Below are 23,498 nucleotides of genomic sequence, written 5' to 3'. Positions count from 1 at the left end.
CGATAAATAAAATAAAATGAATCGAAATCTTTTTGAACAATTTTTGTCATCTCAAATATATAATTAGGAAGTATATTACGCTGATAGTTAGAAACATTGACTCAAAGTGCTAACAAGATATAATAAAACCTAGATATACCTTTCAAAAAGAAGAATACATATTTATAGGATGAAAAAATTCAACCTATTATTTTTTATAGCTTTTAGAAAACGCTTACAATTGGTGTGGAGGGGAAACCATGTCTAAGTTCACAAAGTATTTTTTAATGGAAGCTAGCGATGTGATTGCATATGTGAAAGAGAAATTATCTAAGTTTGAACATGCAAAGGGGCTAAAGTGTAAAGAAATAGGTGATGGCAATTTAAATTATGTGTTCCGCGTTTGGGATAAAAAAGAGAACATGTCTGTCATCGTAAAGCAAGCTGGGGATACAGCTCGCATTTCAGATGAGTTTAAGTTATCGACGAATCGTATTCGTATAGAATCAGATGTTTTGCAGTTAGAGAATGAGTTAGCACCTGGACTTGTTCCTAAGGTGTATTTATTTGATAGTGTGATGAACTGTTGCGTAATGGAAGATTTATCGAATCACACAATATTACGTACAGCACTTATAAATCATCAAATATTTCCGCAGCTTGCTGACGACTTAACTACTTTTATGGTAAATACACTTTTATTAACATCTGATGTTGTAATGAATCATAAAGAGAAGAAGGAACTTGTGAAGAATTATATAAATCCTGAATTATGTGAGATTACAGAGGACCTCGTATATTCAGAACCATTTACAAATCATAATAAGCGTAATGAGTTATTTCCTTTAAATGAGGGATGGATTAGGGAGCATATTTATAGTGATAAAGAGCTTCGTATGGAAGTAGCGAAACGTAAATTTTCTTTTATGACGAATGCACAGGCATTGCTTCATGGTGATTTACATACTGGTTCTGTTTTTGTAAGAGATGATTCTACAAAGGTTATTGATCCTGAGTTTGCTTTTTATGGACCTATGGGATATGACGTTGGGAATGTAATGGCGAATTTAATGTTTGCTTGGGTGAATGCAGATGCAACGATGCCACCTGGAGCTGAGAAAGATACGTATATGGATTGGTTACAAACTACGATGGTAGAGGTAATTGATTTATTTAAGAAGAAGTTTTTAGATGCTTGGGATATTCATGTGACCGAGATTATGGCGAAGGAAGAAGGCTTTAACGAAGTATATTTACAATCTGTATTAGAGGATACAGCTGCAGTGACAGGTCTTGAATTAATCCGCCGTATTGTTGGATTAGCGAAAGTAAAAGATATTACTTGTATTGAGAATGAGGAAGCACGTGCTAGAGCGGAGCAAATTTGTCTTAAAGTAGCGAAGAGTTTTATTTTACGAGCGAATCAATATAGAACAGGTAGAAGTTTTGTAGAAACGTTAAAAGAACAGTCAATGCACTACGCGGAGTAAGGGGAGAATATGATGGAAGAGCAATTAATACCAATTCAGTGGAAAGATGATGCTTTAGTTTTGTTAGATCAAACGTTATTACCGAATGAAATTGTCTATGAATCATTTAAAACAGCTGAAAGTGTGTGGGATGCCATTCAAGTAATGAAAGTACGAGGTGCACCAGCGATTGGTGTTTCAGCAGCTTATGGAGTGTATTTAGGGGTAAAGGAATTTGCTGAAAGTACGGAAGAAGGATTTATGGATGAAGTAAGAAAGGTATGTACATACTTGGCGACATCAAGACCGACTGCAGTAAATTTATTTTGGGCACTTGAAAGAATGGAAAGTGTAGCGGCAGATAATATTCATTTATCAATCTTACAGTTGAAAGATAGATTACTAGAAGAGGCAAAAGAAATTCATAGAGAAGATGAAGAAATTAACCGTCAAATTGGAGAACATGCATTAACATTATTCCATGATGGAATGGGAGTATTAACACATTGTAATGCTGGTGCGTTAGCGACGACTAAGTATGGTACTGCGACGGCTCCAATGTACTTAGCAAAAGAAAAAGGATGGGACTTAAAAATCTTTTCGGATGAAACACGTCCAAGATTACAAGGGTCAACGTTAACGGCATTAGAACTACAGCGAGCGGGAATTGATGTTACTGTCATTACGGATAATATGGCGGCTATGGTCATGTCACAAGGGAAGATTGACGCTGTAATTGTTGGATGCGACCGTGTGGCAGCGAACGGTGATATAGCAAATAAAATTGGAACATTAGGCGTATCTATTTTAGCGAAATACTACAACATTCCGTTTTATGTAGCAGCGCCAACGCCGACAATCGACTTAAAAACACCGACAGGAAAAGAAATTCCCATCGAGGAAAGAGATGCTTCTGAAGTGATTAATCGCTTCGGACAATATTCTGCTCCGAAAGAAAGTAAAGTATATAATCCAGCATTTGATGTTACTCCACATGAAAATGTAACAGCGATTATTACAGAAAAAGGGATTGTAAAGGCACCGTTTACGGAGAATTTAAAAAAGCTATTTCAATAAATAGATAAATATAAAAGTCAGTCATCATAAGCTTCATACTTAGGGGGATGTATATGTTATTACAAAAAGAAAGAGAAGAAATTGTAGCGTATGGAAAGAAAATGATTTCTAGTGGTTTAACAAAGGGGACGGGTGGTAATATTAGTATCTTTAATCGTGAACAAGGTCTTGTTGCGATTAGCCCAAGTGGTTTAGAGTATTATGAAACAAAGCCTGAAGATGTAGTTATATTAAACTTAGATGGTGAAGTAGTAGAAGGAGAGAGAAAACCATCAAGTGAATTAGATATGCACCTTATTTACTATAGGAAGCGTGAAGATATAAATGCGCTTGTGCATACACATTCTCCTTACGCGAAGACGATTGCGTCATTAGGATGGGAGCTTCCGGCTGTGTCATATTTAATTGCTTTTGCAGGTCCGAATGTCCGCTGTGCGCCGTATGAAACATTTGGTACGAAGCAATTAGCGGATGCTGCTTTTGAAGGCATGATTGATCGTCGTGCTGTGCTACTTGCAAATCACGGTTTAATTGCTGGTGCAAATAATATAAAAATGGCATTTACTGTTGCAGAAGAGATTGAGTTTTGTGCTCAAATTTATTATCAAACGAAAAGCATTGGGGAACCAAAGCTATTGCCAGAAGATGAGATGGAGAATTTGGCGAAGAAGTTTGAAGGGTATGGGCAACAGTAGAATGAAATAAAAAACACCCTCAAGAAAAAATCTTGAGGGTGTTTCTTACGCCTTTTTAAGCAATAAATACATAAAGTAAGGAGCACCAATTAAAGCAACGACAATACCAGCTGGAATACCGTTAGGATCGACGATATTACGTCCGATTGTGTCTGCTAATAACAATAGCCATCCGCCGATTAAAAGGGCGATAGGCATGAAAATTTGATGTCTTGGACCTACTAAAGATTTTGCAATATGAGGAGCCATTAGTCCGACAAAACTAATTCCTCCTGTTACGGAAACAGCTGCAGCTGCAAGCGCAACGGCTGCGACTAATAAGTATCTGCGTTCTTTTTCAATTTCAATCCCAACGCCGATTGCGACTGGCTCGTTTAATGCTAGAATGTTTAATCGATTTGCTTTATAGAAAACGAACGGAATTAATACGATTAACCATGGGAGCATTGCTAAAACGAAGACCCAGTCATCTCCCCAAGTATTTCCTGCAATCCATTTGGCGATAAAGTCCACTTTCATACGATCAGCGGATGAAATAAGGACAATCATCATTCCAGATAGTGCAAATGAAAAACCAATACCAGTTAATGTTAGTCGGATTGGCTGAAGTCCAGTTGATTTACTATAAGAAAATACATAAATTAGAACAGCTGTCAGAAATGCGCCGATAAATCCAACAACAGGTAGTAAGTAAAGAAATGAACCTACATCTATTGGAAAGTATAAAAAGAAAATAGCAACAGCAACACCGGCTCCAGAGTTGATACCGAGAATACCAGGTTCCGCTAAATCATTTCGGGTAATTCCTTGTAGGATAGCACCTGATAAAGCTAGAGCCATACCAGCTAATAATGTAATAACAATTCTAGGTAGTCGTAAAGAGTATAAAACAAACTCCTCTTTAAAAGTCCCTTGTCCCATTAATGTTGGGAGTAGCCGATCATAAGATAAAGATGCTGAACCAAGTCCCATTCCAACTACAATGGTTGTGATGGTTAGTATTAGTAAAGCGAGTATAATAAGACGTTGTTTTCTTAGAATAGATTGCATCATGAGAATGTTTTTCCTCCTTTACGTACAACGAATAGGAAGAATGGCAGCCCTACAATTGCGACAATAGCGGCAACTGGTGTTTCGTACGGAGCGTTAATAGTACGTCCGACTGTATCTGCAAGTAGCATAAAGGAAGCTCCAGTAATTGCTGACATTGGTATAACAAATCGGTAGTTTGGCCCGACAATTGGACGTACCATATGAGGTGCCATTAAGCCGATAAATGCCATATTTCCGACAAGAGCTACAGACGCACCAGCAAGTAATATAATAATGATAAATAAAATGGTTTTAATAACAATAATTTTTTGACCTAGTCCAATAGCAACTTCTTCACTGAAACTAAGAACTGTCAATTTTTTTGCTAGTAAGATAGCGATAAAGATACTAATTGAAATGACTGGAATAATAATTTTTAATTGGCCCCAAGTTGTTCCAATTACGCCCCCAGCAGTCCAAAGTGATACCTCTTGTGAAATTTTGAAGTAAATGCCGACTCCTTCTGAAATTGCGAGTAGAAATGCTGAAACGGCAGCACCGGCTAATACAATTCGAAGAGGGGACAGCCCGCCTTTTTTCACCATACCAATTCCAAATACCATAATCGCACCGATTGCAGCACCGATAAAGCAAGCTAATGTTAAGTAAAGATAGCTGATGGAAGGGTTGAAAGCAAGTGTCAGTGCAAGTGCAGCATTTGCTCCACCAGATAGCCCTAGTAATCCAGGATCTGCAAGCGGATTTCGTGTTAATCCTTGCATAATTGCTCCAGAAACAGCAAGTCCAGCTCCTACAAAAAGTGCAGCTACTTCACGTGGTAAACGAATTTCTCGAATAATAGATATTTTGTCCCCTTTAGCAGAGGAAGTGAGCGCTAACCATACATCTTTTATTGAAGTATCGGCAGCCCCTAATACCATTGCCACCATAAAAATAAGAAAGAATGCAATTATGCTCAAAATTAGTTTGTATGTAAAAGCTATAGAACGTGGATTGTCGTGATCTTTTGTCATTCGTTTCACATCTTTTCTGTTCATAGAATAAAGGAAGAGGAATTCTTAATTTAAGAATTCCTCATGTTTGTATTATTTACCAAGAAAGCTCTTCTTGAAGAAGTCTAGTTGGAAATCTAGTGTAAGTGGATCGTTGAAATAGAATTCCATCATGTTTGCTTCGTATACGCGATTATTTTTTACTGCTGGGATGTTTTTATATGATTCTGTCTCCTGGAATGAGTTATCAGTATCTTTGTTTTTACTTACGATTAAGTAATCACCAGCAAACTCAGGTAATACCTCAGTAGATAATGCGTAGTAACCTTCTTTTAATGCTTTTTCTTTTACTTTTTCAGGCATTTTTAATTTCATTTCTTGGTACAGAATTTCTGTTCCACGGCCCCAGTTTTCGCCGTATACATAAAGCTGTTTGTTGAAGTTTTCTACAACAGAAACTGTTGCATCTTCACCGATTTTTGCTTTAATTTCTTTACCAGCGTCTTGTGCACGTTTTTTGAAGTCATCAACCCAAATTTTTGCTTCTTTTTCTTTGTTTAATAACTTACCGATTTCTAAATGCTGTGTTAAGTAATCAACTTTTCCGTAAGTGTATGTTACAGTAGGAGCGATTTTCTTTAACTTATCAGCATTTTTAATATTTGATAAACCAATGATTAAATCTGGATTTAGTTCAGCGATTTTTTCAACGTTTTCATCTGATACTTCAGCGACATCTTTCAGTTTGCTATCAAAACGTGGGTTTTGTTTAGACCATGAATCTACCCCAACAAGATTTACTCCTAATGACATTACGTTACCAGCGAATGATGATAAAACAACAACGCGTTTTGGATTTGCAGGAACTTCTACTTTACCATTTTCAGATTGGTATGTAATTGTTTCTGAGTTACTACCTTTTGCATCATTCTTTTTGTTTGTAGAGCCATTGCTACAAGCGCTCATAACAAGAACGAAAAGAACTGTTAGTGAAATAAATAACTTTTTCATCGTCTTTCTCCTTTAACATAGATGATATGTGTATACAATAATTTGTTTAACTGTAATCTTTTTGAAATAGTAGTGGTAATGCAAAATAATTTATTAAAAATCTTGAATATAAGATTTTATAATATAGTAATAACCATATTAATGAAAGAAGATGTAATCTCAAATTTGCTAATTATTAACAAAATGATAATGATTATCAATATTGATTCTTTAAATAATATAATTTTATATAGGTGTATTGTCAATAGTAATTTTGATTGTAAATTTTGCGGAAACAGGTTATATTTTATTGAGAATGATAATCAATGATTAGTAGCTGAGGAGTGAGCACGAATGAATCGAGAAGAATTGTTTGATGTAACCGTGATAGGCGGAGGACCTGCAGGGCTTTATTCAGCTTTTTATAGTGGACTCAGAGAAATGAAAACGAAAATAATAGAATTTCAACCACATTTAGGTGGAAAAATACATGTGTATCCGGAAAAAATGATTTGGGATGTAGGAGGACTATTACCAGTTACAGGTGATAAGTTAATTGAACAACTTGTACAGCAAGGGTTAACATTTAAGCCAGAAGTTGTATTAGATACAAAAGTGGAATCAATTATTCGTAATCAAGATGGTACTTTTACATTAAAAACAAGTACTGGGGAAGAACACTTTTCAAAAACAGTTATCGTCGCAACAGGAAGTGGTATATTGAAACCGCAAAAGTTATCTATTGAGGGTGCTGAGCGATTTGAAGTATCGAATTTAAATTATACAGTTAAATCTTTAAAGCGTTTCAAAGGTAAAACAGTTATTATTTCCGGTGGAGGCAATTCTGCTGTTGATTGGGCAAATGAATTAGAACCAATTGCGGAAAAAGTGTATTTAACCTATAGAAAAGAAGAATTATCTGGTCATGAAGCACAAGTAAAACAACTTATGAACAGCTCAGCGGAGTGTTTCTTTAATACATCGATTACAAAATTAATTGCTGGTGATAATCATGAAGCAATCGAATATGTAGAATTAACAAATCATGAAACAGGTGAGGTTTCTCATTTACCTATTGATGAAGTTATTATTAATCATGGATATGAACGCGACATTACATTATTAGAAAATAGTGAGTTAGACGTTGCAATTATAGATAATTATTATATTGCAGGTAATGCAAATAGTGAGTCTTCAGTAGATGGATTATATGCTGCTGGAGATATTTTAAAGCACGAAGGGAAACTACATTTAATTGCAGGTGCATTCCAAGATGCTGGAAATGCTGTGAATAAAGCCAAACAATTTATCCAACCAGATGCAAGTGAGTACGGAATGGTTTCTTCTCATAATGAAGTATTTAAGAAGAGAAATCGCGAACTGATTAAGCAGATGATGAAATAATAAGGAACAAGTATACCCCCACGTATTTCTCTATTCAAATGGATGAGAGATGTACGTGGGGGTTTTCCTGTTTACTATATTTTCTATCATTATAATGACACCGGTTTCATCAGTTCGTATGATATGAACTTTTTATTGGTAAAGCATCCTAGAAAACAATTTAGCTATGTTTTGCTTACGCAGAACATGGCTAAATTACGCTGTCCCTTTAGCGCGTTCATTAGGAAATGGCATATTTAGTATAGAAGCAATATATTGTTTTCCATGCATTCGAGCTAATGATTCTAATATTTGGCGAACACGTTTTGTAAGATGACCTTGTTTTTTGATGGCTTCACAATATGCGTCATAGAAGGCATATTTAGCCCAAAGGAAATCATCTTGTTGGAATAAGAAATGATTTTTGTACCATTCACCAATTGTATGATAACAATTGTTTTCATGTATTGCTGTGCTTTGAGAAAGAAAACGATCAGATAAAGATACATTTAAATGAGAAATTGTGTTTTCTGTTTCAACTTGTAGTGTTTTTTCTAACATTGTAATGATGTGACGAGTAGCCATATGTTAACTCTCCTTTGTGTAAATGGGTAATACCATTCTATATTTAAAAAATTCTTACTATATAATACTATACAATATATGGAATGCATCTACCTGCTTTTTGAACTGCATTTACAAAATCTTTTTTATTTGTTTACAAAAATAAAGTAAAGTAAGATACAGTATAGATGAAAAAATAATAAAGGAATGAACGCATTGTATATAACAGTAGAAGAGACTGCGGAGTATTTGAATTTACCAAAATCGTATATTGAAGAGTTAATTCAGCAAAAGAAAATTCGTGCGCTATTCGATGGAGAGCAATATTTAGTAAATAAAGAACAATTTAATACACATTTAGAACAAATGGAGAAATATAAGCAATTAGTGGAAGAAATATTGAACGAACCAATTCCAGAAGATATGGATGTTAAAGACGAAGATTAAACTATGGAAAATCCCTTATGAAGATATGCAGAAATGTATATTCATAAGGGATTTTTTGTTTGAAGATATCAAAAACATAAGGAGTTCTTAGCCTTTCTTCAAATTTTGATAGGTAGTAGTCTACCATGTTAAAAGCATATTTTTTTCTAGCTAGGACAAACATAGAGAACGTAACCTGTACAGATACATATACTATCAGTGCAAAAGCTTATAAATTAATGGAAGGGGTTTTCTCGTGAGTTTATTTCATTGTGATTTTCTGAAAGACTTAATTGGATCTTTTGTGAGAGTAAACAGGGGTGGTCCAGAATCTCAAAAAGGAACAATAGTCGCTGTATGTTCGGATTACTTTGTATTAAAGAATGAAAAAGGAGAGCTCTATTACTATCAGATTCGTCATCTGAAAAGTATTACAAAAAATGCGAAAGATTGTAAAGCAGATGATTGGAATGTGAATGTGAAGATGACTTTGAAAAGTTACTTCAAAGCTTCAAATATTGCTGGGTGAAAATTAATCGTGGTGGCCCAGAGAAAGTTGAAGGTATTTTACAAGATGTTTCTTGTGAATTTGTGACACTAATTGTAAAAGAAGAAGTTATATTAGTTGCAGTATCTCATATTAAGAGTGTCGCAGTAGCTTGTAGAGAAAGCGAAGAAAGCGACAGTGAAAGCAATAGTGAAAGTGATGATTCGGGTCGAGCTCGCGCACAAAGACAGTCAAGAAGAGGAAGATAATAAGAAAGGAGGATACAAATTTGGAAAGTATATTATGCTGTGAACAAATTAAAGGCTTAGTCGGTGAGACTGTAAAAGTAAATCTTCGTGGACCAGAGAGTCGAGTGGGGGTACTTGTATCGTTAGGAAGAGATTACCTTACATTACAACTTCCTCTTGGTGAATTAGTATATTACCAATTGAAACATGTGAAGAGTCTAGTTAAGAAAGTGAAAGAAAGTAAATGTGGCGATGGCTATGTTTCATGTTTCTGCTCTGATGATGATACTTTCGTCGATGTATTACGTGACTTGAAGTATAAGTGGGTAAAGATTAATCGTGGCGGCCCAGAGTGTGTAGAAGGCCTATTAAGTGAAGTGCATGAAGAATGTATTACGCTAGTAAACGGTGATGAAGTTATTTATATCATTAATTATCATATTAAGAGTGTGAGTCAAGTAGTGAAATGTAAAAAGAATGAAGATGAATAATGTTTAATAAATAAGAGGGGCATTATGAGGGAAAGAGAAGAACAATTTCTTATTTCGATAGTATGAAAAGGAATTACTTACTATTAAGACAGAACATTGCCCTGATTATTTTTTTGAAATGGAAGATAGTAAAGCTGAAATTCATAGGAAGGAGGATATAGATGAATGAGTTAAACAAAAGTATTGGGGAAAATATATATGTTAAATTAATCGGTGAAAAAAGGTTTAAAGGTATATTAATAGACGTAGGAAATGACATTATTGTTCTTTACAATGGACAAGACTATGTATATATATCTTTATATCATGTACAATACTATAAATTTTTAAGAGCACATGACGAAGACATACTAAAACCAGATGTTGATTCTGTAATTAAGAGGGAATCCCCTTCAATTTCTTTGAGAAAAGTATTAAGTACTTCTAAAGGGATTTTTACAGAAGTTTATGTAGCAGGAAATGCTCCAATACATGGTTATGTTACAAGTGTGATGAACGACTATATTGTTTTTTATAGTCCGGTTTATAAAACGGTATATATATCTTTAAAGCATTTAAAATGGTTAATTCCGTATAAAGAAAACCAAGTACCGTATGCCCTCAATAAAAATGAACTCCCCGTAAATCCGTTAAATATTACATTAGCTAGAACATTTGAAGAACAGCTTATTAAAATGACTGGGAAAATTATGGTGTTTGATTTAGGTGAGGAGTCCAATAAAATTGGAAAAATGGCGAAAATTGATGAAGGTCATATTGAAATATCAAAAGCACGTGATGCAAAAATGTATGTGAATATTCAACATGTAAAATCCGTCCATTGTCCGTAGATTAGTTGAAAGGGCTGACTTTTTCTTTTATCCGGAGAAGAAAAGGTCGAGCCTATTTGTTTTAGTTTAATTTGGATATGAGGGGAAAATGAATTGAATATAAACATAGTATAGTGTGATTTTTTAAAAGGTAACTTTGCACTAACTTATAAAAATTGTGTACGAGCTATCTTTTTATGTATTCAATTTATTTTTTGAGGAGGAGCTGCTCAACTAATTTATTAAAGGGGTTTTGTTTGTGGAGCAGTTTCCGAATTCGTTATCAATTACATTGCTTGGTAGTGCTGGTGGAGCAGCAAAAGCAGTTTTAGCAATTTTAAATCAAGCGATAGCAAATGAAAAAGATCCAATTTATAAAGTATTAAAGAATGCTAAATTTCATTTGGTGGATATAAAACAAAAAGATAGGAATTATTACGATGAGTTGTTTTCGAATTTGAAAGATCAATTATATTTATATGAAATAAACCTTCAAAATGTAGTGGAATTTAAAAAACATTTAAAAGAAAAAAGAACGAGTGTTGTGATTGATGTTTCAGGGGCAGATACAATTAGAGTATTAAGCTGTTGTAATGAACTAGGAATTTGTTATATTAATTCAGCCTTGGAAAATGAAGCAGTAGATCAGGACGACAGCTTAATCGGCTTTCAGCTTACGGAAAGATATACAAGGTTTGAGAAGGAGAAAGAGAAATTTACAAATACAAAAGCGATTATAGGTTCAGGTATGAATCCAGGTGTTGTTCAATGGATGGTTGTTGAGCTTATGAAGGAACGACCAAATGAAAGGCCAAGAGCATGTTATATTGTAGAACATGACACGTCGTTTTTGCATGATACAGCACTTATAAAGCCACATACACTTTATGCTTCATGGGCAGTAGAGCGATTTTTAGATGAAGCAATCTGGAGTTATCCGATGTATATGAGTCATCATCGGCCTCTTTACTTTTATGAAGATGTATATGCTTCAGAGTATAAAGTGAAGTTAGGAGAAAAAGAATTCTATGGTTGTTTAATGCCACATGAGGAAGTATTAATTTTAGGGAAAAACTTCAATATGGAAGTTGGTTTTCTTTACCGAATTAATGAGTATACAACAAATATAATTAGACAGAACTTAGATCAAGTAGAAGATTTATGGAACTGGAATCGTAAAGTGTTTAATCCAGCGGAAGAAGAGGTTGCTGGAGAGGACTTGGTCGGTGTGTTACTCGTTTATGAAAATAGTGAGACATATATGTATAATGTAATGAATAGTAGCCAAGTTTTTCGTAAATATAAAACGAATGCAACGTATTTTCAGGTAGGGTGCGGAATTTATGCGGGCTTGTCTAGTTTACTTTTAGATCAATTTGAACAAGGTGCTTATTACGTCGAGGAGTTGTTATTAAATACAGAAAGTAAGTACGGTGAGTATTTAAATTTATATATGAAGGATTTTGTAATAGGGCATAATAATTTTACTGATGGATTGTTACATGATAGGGTAAGGTGGATATAAGTTGTTACTAAAAGGAAGGAGAGATCTCCTTCCTTTTAGTATTATAAGGTTAAATATTGCCCTGAAAGCAATTTCATACTTATACTTTAAGGAGATAACAATGAAAGTTTTTTGTATCGATCAAGGGGAGTTTTTATATGAACAAATACAAGAGCTTGATTTATGAAGAAAGAAGAGCCTTAAAGGTATTTATATTATTATTTTATATTATATTCTTTTTATATGACGCTATATATTATTTTGTATATCCTGCTATGAATATTAGTGGAACAGCGGTAGGGTGGCCAGAAGGTAGTCTTGGGATAGGTGTGCCTATATTTGTAATAGCATTATTTCCTATTTCTATATATCTTCAAAAAAGAGGGTATGTATATTCTGTAAAATATTTATTTTTATTTGGATACATGTTTATCAATCTTGTTAATAATTTAATGATTTATTTGCGAACGGATAGACCTTTTGAACATGGTAGTATGGTAGAAATGTTGTTAATTTTATTTGCCCCAGTTTTCGTGAATAGAAAATACTTTTATTTAGTTTCCTTTAGTGTAATTGGAAAGTACGTATTTTTCACATTGCTATTACAAGATTTAAAAGTGATAATTCCACTTGTTTTATGTGTATTTTATTTCATTATTTCACATTCTTTATTAAAACGATTTCAATCTTATGTAAGAACAGTGGTTGAAATGATGAACAATATGAAAGAGACGGAAAATTTAGCTGTGATTGGGACTATGTCTACAACAATTGCCCATGAAATTCGAAATCCACTAACAGCGTTAAAAGGGTTTACGCAAATGCAAAAAGAAAGAAATCCAACTGATACGATGAGCTACGACATTATGCTACAAGAAATTGAAAGGGTTAATGGATTTGTTAGTGAATTGATGTTGTTAGGGAAACCAAAGCCAACAAATTATGAAAGGTGTAATATACGAGACACCCTTCTATATGTTGTGCATCTAATGGAAAGTTATGCAACGCAATATAGAGTTAAATGTAATTTACAAGTAGATGGAAATTTACCGGCTATAAACGGTGATGATAAGCAATTAAAACAAGTGTTATTAAATATCATTAAAAATGGAATAGAATCAATGCCAGAGGGTGGAGAAATTCATATCTGTGCATATCAAAAAACGCAAGGACATTTGTGTATTTCTGTTGAAGACCAAGGATGTGGTATAGAGAATGAGAAGTTAGAAAAAATCGGCAAGGCGTTTTACACAACAAAGGAGAATGGTACAGGACTTGGATTAATGATTACATATAAAATTATTAAGGAACATCAAGGGAGTATCACGATCCAAAGTAGTCTAGGAGTAGGAACGAAAGTAGAAATTTTTCTGCCGACCGTTTAATGTATTTGAGAAAAGATTTTTCAGAAAAGTGTTCTTGTTGTGTAAATATAAACATTTTATAAAATGTTTCAAGAAGGGTTTTTTTTATAAAATACTTCGTTTATAATGGAGGAAAATATCGACATGAGATTGATTGCTCATGTAACGGTTCAGTAGTGTTATGAAAAGATAAGAAGGGGTGCACGCGCATCCTTTTTTCTATGCAGATATTATGAAAGAGGTGGTATGATGGAATTAACATTAAATTCGACTGTATGTTTACACACGATTCAATTTCGAAAAGAGCAAAAGAATTATACTGTAAAAGACACAATTACAGGAGAAAAATATGAAATGCCGCCACTTTGGATTGATGCATTGGCAATGATGCGTGACGGTTTTTTATTGGGGGAAATTGAGGAGAAATTAAAAGAAGAGTATCCATCCGAAGAAGTGAATATGTTAGCATTCACGAAGCAACTGTTAGAACTAGAACTTGTTGAAATGGTAGATGGGGAAGAAATAGCTTGTACAAAGAAGAAAGAGAAGGATTATTTAGCTTGGTTACGTCCTCATGTTGAGCAATTCTTTCTTAATTTAAATAAAAAAAATAGAAGCAAAGGTCAATGATGATCTTTGCTTTTTTGTATAGTTTGTTTAAAAAATTACAGCAAATGCTCTTGCAAAAGCACCGTCGCTATCTTTAATTTTTAAAGGTGCTGCTGAGAAGAAGAAACGTTTCGTGTGAATGGCATCTAAGTTTGTTAAGTTTTCGATTAAATAAATATTATTCCCAAGTAGTATGTGATGAATTGGTGATGTTTCTGTCGTTACCTCATCAGGAGAAATAAAATCTAAACCGACAGATTTTACTTTTAATTGTACTAGTTCCTCGGCTAATTCTTCAGAAAGATAAAAAGCTTCTTTCTCATACGCCTCTGTATTCCATTTAGTAGATAGATTGGAATGGAAAATAACAATATCTCCTTCTTTTATATCGGCATCGTCCAGTACTTCTTTAGGTAGTTTTCGTTCTTGTACATGAGTTACATCAATAAGAACCGCTTCGCCTACAAATTGATTTAGGGGTAATTGATCGATGGTCGTTGCGCCTGAAATAAAATGCGCAGGAGCATCACAATGCGTGCCAACATGAACGACAGAATGAAAATCTGTAACTTGATAGCCTGATTCTTCAACACTTGTAACAGCTTCTAGTTGTATTTTAGGTGTTCCAGGAAATTGAGACATATTATTTTCAAATGTTTGCGATAAATCAATTACTTTCATTTTACATACCTCCAATATATGTTTTTCAAATAATAAAAAGCTCACCCTTCAATATCAAGAAAGGTGAGCTTTACATGCTAGTTGAGTTTTATCTTCCAAAATGCAATGCATTTTGCAGGAATTAGCACCTATTCAGTTCGTATAAACTGAGGTTGCTGGGCTTCAAAGGGCCGGTCCCTCTGCCTCTCTTGATAAAGAAGTATTTAATTTTGAAATCGGAATTTTCCGATAGTTAAATTGTAATTCATTTCCTTTTTGCGTGCAATACAAAATAGGTATTCACCCAAATAAAGCTACGCGCATATTGTAGCTTATGTAAATACAATGCTGCGAAGGAGTGAGTGCAGTGACAGGAAATGTATTGAATTATTATGCTGGTGGTAATACAGCTAGGGGATTTCATAATTTATATGAAGAGAATTTAAAAGGGTTAGACAGATTATTTATCTTAAAGGGTGGTCCAGGAACGGGGAAATCTTCTTTAATAAAGGCCATCGGTCGTGAATGGGTTGAAAAAGGATATGATATTGAATTTTTACATTGTTCTTCTGACAATAAATCGGTTGATGGTGTAATTATCCCAAAATTAAAAGTAGGAATTGTTGATGGGACATCACCACATGTAATTGAGCCCAAAATGCCAGGAGTTGTTGAAGAGTATATAAATTTAGGAATTGCTTGGGACTCAGATAAATTAAGGAAGCAGAAGTTAGAAATTGAAAGATTTGTTTCAGAAGCAAGTAAAGCTTTTCAGTCTGCTTACGCACGTTTTAAAGAGGCATTGCTTATACATGATGAGTGGGAGAAGATATATATTGATAATATAGATTTTAATAAAGCAAATGAACTAACCGATCAGCTAATCCAGAAATTATTTGCAGATAAAAGCGGGAGAAAATCGCTTGTAAAACATCGTTTTTTAGGAGCTGCTACACCGAAAGGAGCAGTTGATTTTGTTCCTAATTTAACAGAAGGGTTACCACATCGTTATTTTATAAAAGGGCGCCCAGGTTCTGGAAAATCAACGATGCTTAAAAAGTTAGCTAAGGCAGCTGAAGAAAAAGGGTTTGAAGTTGAAGTATATCATTGCGGATTTGACCCGAATAGTCTTGATATGGTTATCGTAAGAGAATTAGGCTTTGCAATTTTTGATAGCACCGCACCGCATGAATATTTTCCAAGTCGTGAGGGTGATGAAATTATTGATATGTATGCCCTTATTGTTACGCCAGGGACTGATGAGAAATATGCGAAGGAAATTCGTGATGTTTCCATTCAGTATAAAGCAAAAATGAATGAGGCAATGTCTTTCTTAGCGAAAGCAAAATCGGTTCGTGATAAATTAGAACGAATTTATATTGCTGCTATGGATTTTTCAATAGTAGATGCATATAAAGAGGAGATTCAAAAAGAGTTTGAACGAATTGCTGCTACTGTAATTGAAAAGCAACAATAGAAGTTTTATTAGGCTGTCAGTAATTTCTGACGGTTTTTTTAGTATGTAGTAAAATTAATAGTGTATTGTCGAATTTCCAAGGAAATAATCAAAAAATGGAGATGTTATGAAATGAGAGAGAAAATTGAGTTGGAGTTAGAAAGAATTGAAAAAGAGAATGATGTGAAAATTTTGTTTGCGGTGGAATCAGGGAGTCGTGCTTGGGGGTTTCCATCGAAAGATAGCGATTATGATGTTAGGTTTGTTTATATACATCCGGTAGAATGGTATTTATCAATTCATGACAAACGAGATGTAATTGAATATCCAATTAGTGATGATTTAGATATAAGTGGTTGGGATATTAAAAAGGCGTTGCAACTATTCGCGAAGTCGAACCCAGCTTTACTTGAGTGGATTCGATCACCAATTTTTTATTCGAAAAACTCTAATTTTCCAGAACTACTTCAACAGATGAGTGAGAAGAATTTTGATCCAAAAGCAACGATATATCATTATTTACATATGGCGTCGAAAAATTATCGTGAATTTTTGCAAGGTGAGAATGTAAAGCTGAAAAAGTACTTTTATGTATTACGTCCTATTTTAGCTTGTAAGTGGCTAGAAGAGAAAGCAACTTTACCACCTGTAGAATTTGATCGATTGATTACAGAATTACCATTAGAACGTAGTGTATTAGATGAGATTGAAAAGTTGTTAATAAAGAAAAAAGCAGGTACTGAATTAGATGTTGGATTGAAAATTAAGGTGCTAAATCAATTTTTAGAAGAACAAATTCATTACTATGGGCAATATGTAAAAGGAATTGAAAAGGGATCAGGGATCGATATTGAAATTTTAAATACACTATTTCGAGACATGCTGTTTGAAGCATATGAAAAAGAGCACAAGTAAGTTTGTGCTCTTTTTATTTTGTAGGAATGAAGAAAACAGATATAGCTGCGATAAGACCTGCAAAGGAGAATAAGTAAAAATTCCATGCTAAGTCATATTGTATTGTCATAATAATACCGACGAGAATAGGGCCAGCAATTGCACCAACTCGGCCAAGTCCCAGTCCCCAGCCTAAGGAGGTAGCTCGGATATGTGATGGGAAGTATTGTGTTACATATGCATTTAATATTTGAGTAATACCGACAGATCCAATACCAGCAAGGCCAATTAAAAGATAAATGATTGTAACAGATGGCTTGATTGTTAATAGTCCGATACATATGGCTGCCATAAGATAAGAGATGCTAATAACAATTTTTGCGCCTATACGATCAGCAATTGCTCCAGCGAATAACGCACCAACAGCTGCGGTAATATTTAGCATAAGTAGAAAAGACAGACTAGATCCAAGAGGATATCCCGCCTGGCGCATCATCTGTGGTAACCAAGTATTTAAACCGTATATTAAAAACATTCCCATTATATAAGTGATCCAAAAAAGTAGCGTTGCTTTTATGTATTCTTTTGAGAATAAAGTAAAAAATCCATTTTTCTTTCGTATAGTAGATGGAGCTTGATGAGTTTTATTTTTTACATGAAATTCAATTTGAAAACGATTAAGAATTTGGTTCACTTCTTCTTGGCGATTACGTGATAATAAAAATTGAATGGACTCAGGTAAATAGCGAATAATGAAAGGAATGAGGAGTAGTGGAATCATTCCGATACCAAACATAATTCTCCATCCGAAATCTTCTAACATAAACATAGACAAAATAGCACCTAATACGATACCTAAAGGATAGCCAGTAAACATAAGAGCATAAATAAAAGATTGCCTTTTTTTTGGTGAATATTCAACAGTAAGTGCTGAAGCCGTTGGGATAACACCGCCTAATCCGATTCCTCCTATAAATCGAGATAATCCAAATAACTCAGGAGAAGAAGCGATAGCCGCTAAACCCATTGTGATAGAAAAAAGTGCTAAACAGCATATAAGCGTCCATTTACGCCCAATTAGATCTGTAATCGTTCCAACTAGAATAGCCCCAATAAACATCCCAAATAAAGCATAGCTTGCAATTGTACCAGCGTGCGCTGGTGATAGCGCCCAGCTTTTGTCTTCTAGGAGCTTTGGTAGAACGGCACCGTAAATACCTAAATCATATCCATCAGCTAAAATGGCTAGCCAACAAATAAAAACAACAAGTTTTGTAATAGAGCTTGAAAAGATAGTTTCTGTAGATTCTAGATGAGGTGGAGCTAAAGGTTGCATAATATTCACCCCTTTTAATTTGTAGATGAATATATTATTTTATTTAATGTTAATATTTTCCTTCCTGTGTCGAAATTTATCTGAACAGGTTTTATAACAAATAAAGAAGTTCAACCGTAATTCTGTTGAACTTCTTTATTTGTTTACTCATTATCAACGCGTTTTAACGGTTGATCTGCTGGGCCTTCAAGAACGTCTCCCTCAATTGAAAAACGAGAACCATGGCAAGGACAATCCCAAGTACAATCACCATTATTCCATTCAACTTCACAGCCGAGATGTGTACAAGTTGTATCGACGATATGTAATTTTCCTTCTTTGTCCTTATAAGCACCTGCTCGTTTACCGTTAACATGTACGACAGATCCTTCACCAACTTCGAGATCTTCTGGCTTACGTAATGCGGTTTCAATCTTTCCTTCAATTAAATGTTTCGCAACATCAATGTTCTGGGAGAGGAACGTTTTTATATCTGGATTTGCATGGAAGCGTGATGGTGCATACAGTTCTTTATAGGGACTGTGGACTTTTAGGATGGAGTCCTTCAGTAGGTGAGCGGCAGCAGTTCCAGTTGTCATGCCCCATTTGCGATATCCAGTTGCAACAAATATATTTGGATTTCTTTCGTTAATATGTCCGATATAAGGAAGCTTATCTAGAGTGATTAAATCTTGTGCTGACCATCTATAAGGAACTTCGTCTATTCCAAAAGTTGCTTCAGCAAAAGAATAAAGTGCTTCATAATGAAGCATCGTATTTATTCCTTGTCCTGTTTTATGACTCTCTCCGCCAATCAAAATTAATTTTTCTCCATTGTTTGTTATATAGCGTAAGGAGCGCTTTGGATCATCAATACTTAAATACATGCCACCTGGATAATCCGTTTTTGCTTTTATTGCAAGAGCGTAGGAGCGTTCTGCGTACATTCGCGTAAAGAAAAAGCTATTTGCATCATAAAAAGGAAAATGTGAACAAGAGACGACATATTCACAAGTGATATGATGGCCCTCTTTTGTAATTATTTGTGGATGATCTCCCTTTTCCACATCCATAGCTGTTGTTTGTTCGTAGAGCTTTCCGCCCATCTCCACAAACTTTTCTAAAAGTGTTTTTAAATAAAGAAGGGGATGGAATTGTGCTTGATTTTTCATTATAAGCGCAGATTGTACTGGAATAGGAATCGATAGAGATTGAACATAGTCACAAGGTATATTTAATTTTTGATAAGCTTCATATTCTTTCGATAAATTTCTTAATCCGTTATCGGTAGTTGTATATAAATATGAATCTTCATTTGAGAAATTACAGTCGATTTTATATGTTTGAACAGTTTCATTTATGAATTGTAGAGCCTGATTATTTGATTCATAGTAAAGCCCGGCCTTTTCTACACCGAAATGGTTTATTAATTCATCATAAATAAGATCATGTTGTGCTGTTACTTTCGCTGTTGTATGCCCAGTCGTTCCGTTTAAAATACGACCAGAATCAATTAAAACAACATCGATGCCTTCTTTTGCAAGTAAATAGGCAGTAGTAATACCTGTAATACCAGCACCGATAATAGCAACTTTCGTCTTTATATTTTCGGATAAACGAGGGAAAGTAGGAAACTGAGTAGATTCAATCCAATAAGATAGCGGCAGTTGTGGAAATGTATCACTTGTCATTGCGGAAACCTCCTGATTTTAGAACAATTTTCCTTTTAATATTTCCATAATATATGAAATTCATGTGTGTTGTTTTAGAAGTAGTCTATTTTTATTAAAAGAGGTTATAAATTATTTTAATATAATTAATTAGATGGGGCATTATGAAGTGGTAGGATTTATATAAAACTAAATTCAAGTGATTCTGTTTGTTGATTACATAGGGAGTTATTGAATGAGATAGAGTCTATGGCGTTTAAGAAAATGTCTATATATAGTGGGTAAATCCTTATGGAATCTATACATTTTCTTTAGTGAAATAAAGTATGATTATAAAAATATAACCACCTTTTATTACTAGGTCATAAAAGGTGTTGACAATATAGAAATTCTATTGTTATGATTCATCATGTGGAAAGGTTGATAGAGAGTAAAAAGAGAAATGTTTTTCATTGATAATAAAAGCGAAAAATAAGTGACGATAGAGTGAGTATATTTTCCTTATAATAGATGCTTTTTGGATCATCTAGTAAAATCAATCTGGAAGCAAGAATTGATATATGTAAGTTGCGCAAGGCGCGGCATAAGAAAGGAGCAAAAGGATGAAGGAGCTTCATACGTTTGGGTGGTATGCAGCACGTGTATCACCACATTTGCCGAAAAAAGCATTTAAACCAGTGCCTACTCGTTTATTTGGTGGACTGGCTTATTTGCTTGTGGCATTGGCGGGGTTAATATCGATTGGTGTATTTGAATTGAATGTGTGGGCGAATCTAGGAATTGCGATTGTTCTTGGATTATGTTTTGCTTCACTTGGATTTTTAGGGCATGAAATTTTACATGGAACTGTTGTAAGAAAGGCATGGCTTCGTGACTTCTTAGGCGCGATTGCATTTATGCCATTATCAACAGGGCCAAAGCTTTGGAGAAAGTGGCATAATGCAACGCATCATGTTCATACACAGCATGAAGAGAATGATCCGGATGCATGGCCGACACTTGAGAAACTTAAGAAGAGTAAGTTTTTGAGTTGGGTATATCGTATGCCTTTACATGTACGTTCATTCTTTAGTTTTCTGTCACTAACAATTCAATTTACATTGCATTCGACTCGAATGTTCTTTCATTTTATAAAAGAGTTCAAGTCATCCAATCAAAAATCTGTATGGCTTCAACTTCTTTTGCCTTGGACAGTTTGGATTAGTTTATTGTTTATTATGGGGCCTGGAAAATGGTTATTTGCATATGTCATTCCGTTGTTAATTGCTAACTTTATTGTAATGGCATATATCGCAACAAATCACCGCTTAAATCCAATTGTTCCAGTAAATGATCCGTTAGCAAACTGTTTGTCAGTAACAGTGCCGCGCTGGGTAGACGTTTTACATTTCAATTTCTCATATCATACAGAACATCATCTGTTTCCTGCTATGAGTTCTAAATACTATCCGTTAGTAAAAGAGAAGATTAAAGAAATGTGGCCGGAACGCTATCATGAGATGCCGATGACAAAAGCTTTGGCAGCGCTATGGAATACACCACGTGTGTATTATCAAGGAAGTGAATTAGTGGATCCGCATAGAGAGCATTTCTATGGTTCTTTAGGAAATGGACTAGATCCTCATAATATTTCATATCGTGAGGAACATATAGAGGAAGAAAAGAGTATTAAAAAAGTAAATCAGTAAAAATTAATATATTTTTGCAATGAAAAAGCAAGCCATCTCAGGCTTGCTTTTTCTTATAAAGAAACTTCCTTTTTGTTCTTTTTATGGAATTGGACGGAGTTAGTTTCTTTTCGTTGTAGTCGTTTTTCTAAGAGATTAACAAAATAAGTAAATAGAAGAACAAGTACGAGATAGTATACACCAACGATTATGTAAGTATCTAATTGTTGGAAGTTACCTGCTGCAATTGATAAACCTGATCCCCATAACTCGGACAGTCCTACGTAAGCGACAAGTGAAGAGTCTTTTAATCCGATAATAAATTGGTTTCCTAGAGGAGGAAGAGACAGACGAAATGCTTGTGGTAATATAATCCGGCGCATAGCTAAAGGGTAAGGCATACCTAAGGAGCGAGCGGCTTCCAATTGTCCCCGGTCGACGGATTGAATGGATCCTCGGAAAATTTCCGTAATATATGCACCGTTATGAATTGCTAAAGCGATTGCTCCTGCCCAAAAAGGGGAGAAAACAATGACAGATGTAATGCCAAAATAGAGAATTGCGATTTGAACGATTAAAGGTGTACCACGAATAATAGCAATATAGATATGAGCAATGCTATTTAAAACTTTGTTATTCGAGATCCGAAAGAAAGCAAATAATAATCCAATTAATGAACCGAGTACTAGGGAGGTTAATGTTAATTGTAATGTGACAATAGTAGCCTTTAAGAGTGTGGGATAGGTAGAGATAAAAATTTCAAACATGTGTTTCACCTCATATTGTATAGATTTTAGTAGAGAATGAAATGCCCCACATAAAATGAACATTTAATCAGTGGGGCACTGTTTATGAATCTTTTGAATGGCTAACTTACTTCGTTTTTTCCTCTTCACCGAGAATATTACGCCCGAACCATTTTTTACTGATTTTTTCATACGTACCATCTTTAATGATTTCATCTAACGCTTTATTTACTTTCTCAACCATTTCTTTATCATCTTTGCGAATAGCAATTCCCATTTCATCAAGATTTAATGGTTTTCCGGCTTCTTTTATATTCGATTTTCCTTCTTTTATCATACGTAGACCAACCATTTGATCCGTAATTACTGCATCAACACGCCCAGGCTCTAAATCCATAAGAGCAGTAATATCGCTGTCATATTCTGTGATTTGATCTGTATATTTTGCAACAAGATTTTTAAAGGTACTAGCTTTTACAACACCAATTTTCTTACCTTTTAAATCTTCTGGAGAAGAGATAGCGTTATTCTTTTTAGCTACAAAAATTTGGGCGCCAGAGCGATAGTACGGATTTGAGAAACTAACAGCTTTTAAGCGCTCCTCTGTAATTGCCATACTACCCAGTATTACATCATATTTCTTCGCTTGAAGACCTTGAATCAGCGTTTCCCATGGGTTTGTAACTGGCGTAGCCTTCATGTTCATCTTTTTAGCAAGAGCTTCACCGATTTCTACATCAAAACCGACAAGTTTGCCGTCATTTTCTTTATAGTTAAAAGGTTTGTATAATCCACTCATCGCATAGCGAAATTCTTTTTCACCATTTGTTGAAGTAGTAGAGCTTTCTTTGCTACAAGCTCCTAGTATGAAAGATGTACATAGTGTAATGCTCGCAACAATGGTTAATAGTTTTCTTTTCATAAAACCCCTCCTATATATTGATCATACG

General features: G+C 34.6%; 22 protein-coding genes, 1 pseudogene and 1 riboswitch. Of the genes and pseudogenes, 14 read left to right on the top strand and 9 right to left on the bottom strand.

All coding sequences use genetic code 11. The annotated features are described in order from the left end of the window. Positions 1-239: 239 nt before the first annotated feature. Genes mtnK through ACS2CR_RS08725 form a run of 3 tightly spaced genes read left to right on the top strand, consistent with a single transcriptional unit; the run spans position 240 to position 3,220 of the window. Positions 240-1,469: an S-methyl-5-thioribose kinase gene (mtnK, locus tag ACS2CR_RS08735; RefSeq protein WP_000033255.1), complete on the top strand. Its 1,230-nt coding sequence runs from the start codon at positions 240-242 to the stop codon at positions 1,467-1,469. A 9-nt stretch (positions 1,470-1,478) separates the two neighbouring features. After that, positions 1,479-2,525, top strand: coding sequence for an S-methyl-5-thioribose-1-phosphate isomerase (gene mtnA, locus ACS2CR_RS08730; protein ID WP_074642411.1), 1,047 nt, complete (start codon positions 1,479-1,481; stop codon positions 2,523-2,525). A gap of 53 nt (positions 2,526-2,578) precedes the next feature. Further along, positions 2,579-3,220, top strand: a complete 642-nt coding sequence (locus ACS2CR_RS08725) for an L-fuculose-phosphate aldolase (protein ID WP_000926554.1) — start codon at positions 2,579-2,581, stop codon at positions 3,218-3,220. Positions 3,221-3,265: 45 nt separating this feature from the next. Here ACS2CR_RS08725 and ACS2CR_RS08720 read toward each other — a convergent pair whose 3' ends face one another. Genes ACS2CR_RS08720 through ACS2CR_RS08710 form a run of 3 tightly spaced genes read right to left on the bottom strand, consistent with a single transcriptional unit; the run spans position 3,266 to position 6,276 of the window. After that, a complete protein-coding gene (locus tag ACS2CR_RS08720; RefSeq protein WP_153602561.1) occupies positions 3,266-4,273 on the bottom strand; it encodes a FecCD family ABC transporter permease in 1,008 nt (335 codons plus the stop codon). Continuing rightward, the gene (locus ACS2CR_RS08715; RefSeq protein ID WP_153602562.1) at positions 4,270-5,310 is read right to left on the bottom strand and encodes a FecCD family ABC transporter permease; all 1,041 of its coding nucleotides are present in this window, start codon (positions 5,308-5,310) and stop codon (positions 4,270-4,272) included. The genes ACS2CR_RS08720 and ACS2CR_RS08715 overlap by 4 nt, the downstream gene beginning before the upstream one ends. A gap of 48 nt (positions 5,311-5,358) precedes the next feature. Next, the gene (locus tag ACS2CR_RS08710; RefSeq protein ID WP_053513288.1) at positions 5,359-6,276 is read right to left on the bottom strand and encodes an iron-hydroxamate ABC transporter substrate-binding protein; all 918 of its coding nucleotides are present in this window, start codon (positions 6,274-6,276) and stop codon (positions 5,359-5,361) included. Between the two features lie 333 nt (positions 6,277-6,609). Here ACS2CR_RS08710 and ACS2CR_RS08705 point away from each other — a divergent pair, with 333 nt between their 5' ends. Beyond that, positions 6,610-7,659 carry an NAD(P)/FAD-dependent oxidoreductase gene (locus tag ACS2CR_RS08705; protein ID WP_053513302.1) on the top strand — a complete coding sequence of 350 codons (1,050 nt, stop codon included), beginning with the start codon at positions 6,610-6,612 and terminating at the stop codon, positions 7,657-7,659. A gap of 195 nt (positions 7,660-7,854) precedes the next feature. Here ACS2CR_RS08705 and ACS2CR_RS08700 read toward each other — a convergent pair whose 3' ends face one another. Then, positions 7,855-8,223, bottom strand: coding sequence for a hypothetical protein (locus tag ACS2CR_RS08700; RefSeq protein WP_000235475.1), 369 nt, complete (start codon positions 8,221-8,223; stop codon positions 7,855-7,857). 186 nt (positions 8,224-8,409) lie between these two features. Between ACS2CR_RS08700 and ACS2CR_RS08695 the strand changes: the two genes are divergently transcribed. The 7 genes and pseudogenes from ACS2CR_RS08695 (at position 8,410) to ACS2CR_RS08665 (ending at position 14,161) form a co-directional block, all read left to right on the top strand. Next, positions 8,410-8,649 carry a helix-turn-helix domain-containing protein gene (locus tag ACS2CR_RS08695; RefSeq protein WP_001998970.1) on the top strand — a complete coding sequence of 80 codons (240 nt, stop codon included), beginning with the start codon at positions 8,410-8,412 and terminating at the stop codon, positions 8,647-8,649. A gap of 235 nt (positions 8,650-8,884) precedes the next feature. Further along, positions 8,885-9,384, top strand: a pseudogene (locus ACS2CR_RS08690) (spore coat protein). 20 nt (positions 9,385-9,404) lie between these two features. Then, the gene (locus ACS2CR_RS08685) at positions 9,405-9,854 is read left to right on the top strand and encodes a hypothetical protein (protein WP_000443836.1); all 450 of its coding nucleotides are present in this window, start codon (positions 9,405-9,407) and stop codon (positions 9,852-9,854) included. 161 nt (positions 9,855-10,015) lie between these two features. Further along, complete coding sequence (locus ACS2CR_RS08680) at positions 10,016-10,684, top strand: hypothetical protein (RefSeq protein WP_001004266.1); 669 nt, start codon at positions 10,016-10,018, stop codon at positions 10,682-10,684. Between the two features lie 238 nt (positions 10,685-10,922). Continuing rightward, complete coding sequence (locus ACS2CR_RS08675) at positions 10,923-12,188, top strand: S-adenosylmethionine decarboxylase related protein (protein ID WP_053513310.1); 1,266 nt, start codon at positions 10,923-10,925, stop codon at positions 12,186-12,188. Positions 12,189-12,325: 137 nt separating this feature from the next. Continuing rightward, positions 12,326-13,552 (top strand): ATP-binding protein, encoded by a 1,227-nt coding sequence (locus ACS2CR_RS08670; protein ID WP_001046105.1) that lies wholly within the window; start codon positions 12,326-12,328, stop codon positions 13,550-13,552. A gap of 228 nt (positions 13,553-13,780) precedes the next feature. Then, on the top strand, positions 13,781-14,161 hold the full coding sequence (locus ACS2CR_RS08665; protein WP_000424119.1) for a hypothetical protein: 381 nt from the start codon (positions 13,781-13,783) through the stop codon (positions 14,159-14,161). A 27-nt stretch (positions 14,162-14,188) separates the two neighbouring features. Here ACS2CR_RS08665 and ACS2CR_RS08660 read toward each other — a convergent pair whose 3' ends face one another. Then, positions 14,189-14,821: a cyclase family protein gene (locus ACS2CR_RS08660; RefSeq protein ID WP_000862985.1), complete on the bottom strand. Its 633-nt coding sequence runs from the start codon at positions 14,819-14,821 to the stop codon at positions 14,189-14,191. 85 nt (positions 14,822-14,906) lie between these two features. Further along, positions 14,907-15,019, bottom strand: a riboswitch (SAM riboswitch). Between the two features lie 148 nt (positions 15,020-15,167). Between ACS2CR_RS08660 and ACS2CR_RS08655 the strand changes: the two genes are divergently transcribed. Both ACS2CR_RS08655 and ACS2CR_RS08650 read left to right on the top strand, forming a co-directional pair. Beyond that, the gene (locus ACS2CR_RS08655) at positions 15,168-16,277 is read left to right on the top strand and encodes a PRK06851 family protein (RefSeq protein ID WP_000147471.1); all 1,110 of its coding nucleotides are present in this window, start codon (positions 15,168-15,170) and stop codon (positions 16,275-16,277) included. Between the two features lie 111 nt (positions 16,278-16,388). Continuing rightward, complete coding sequence (locus tag ACS2CR_RS08650; RefSeq protein WP_001208232.1) at positions 16,389-17,171, top strand: nucleotidyltransferase domain-containing protein; 783 nt, start codon at positions 16,389-16,391, stop codon at positions 17,169-17,171. Positions 17,172-17,184: 13 nt separating this feature from the next. Here ACS2CR_RS08650 and ACS2CR_RS08645 read toward each other — a convergent pair whose 3' ends face one another. Both ACS2CR_RS08645 and ACS2CR_RS08640 read right to left on the bottom strand, forming a co-directional pair. Beyond that, a complete protein-coding gene (locus tag ACS2CR_RS08645; protein WP_001182683.1) occupies positions 17,185-18,486 on the bottom strand; it encodes an MFS transporter in 1,302 nt (433 codons plus the stop codon). Positions 18,487-18,629: 143 nt separating this feature from the next. Continuing rightward, positions 18,630-20,156, bottom strand: a complete 1,527-nt coding sequence (locus tag ACS2CR_RS08640) for an FAD-dependent oxidoreductase (RefSeq protein ID WP_000199977.1) — start codon at positions 20,154-20,156, stop codon at positions 18,630-18,632. Positions 20,157-20,737: 581 nt separating this feature from the next. Here ACS2CR_RS08640 and ACS2CR_RS08635 point away from each other — a divergent pair. Further along, entirely contained in the window at positions 20,738-21,823 is a 1,086-nt protein-coding gene (locus tag ACS2CR_RS08635) for a fatty acid desaturase family protein (protein ID WP_000661226.1), read from the top strand. A gap of 53 nt (positions 21,824-21,876) precedes the next feature. On the opposite strand, the gene ACS2CR_RS08630 is transcribed toward ACS2CR_RS08635, so the two are convergent. Both ACS2CR_RS08630 and ACS2CR_RS08625 read right to left on the bottom strand, forming a co-directional pair. Then, a complete protein-coding gene (locus tag ACS2CR_RS08630) occupies positions 21,877-22,632 on the bottom strand; it encodes an amino acid ABC transporter permease (protein ID WP_003283038.1) in 756 nt (251 codons plus the stop codon). A 43-nt stretch (positions 22,633-22,675) separates the two neighbouring features. Continuing rightward, entirely contained in the window at positions 22,676-23,470 is a 795-nt protein-coding gene (locus tag ACS2CR_RS08625) for an ABC transporter substrate-binding protein (protein ID WP_000823768.1), read from the bottom strand. Positions 23,471-23,498 lie beyond the last annotated feature (28 nt).

The sequence above is a fragment of the Bacillus cereus group sp. BceL291 genome, from assembly GCF_051776705.1.
Lineage (GTDB): Bacteria > Bacillota > Bacilli > Bacillales > Bacillaceae_G > Bacillus_A > Bacillus_A cereus.
This window is presented reverse-complemented; position numbering and strand designations above follow the sequence as displayed.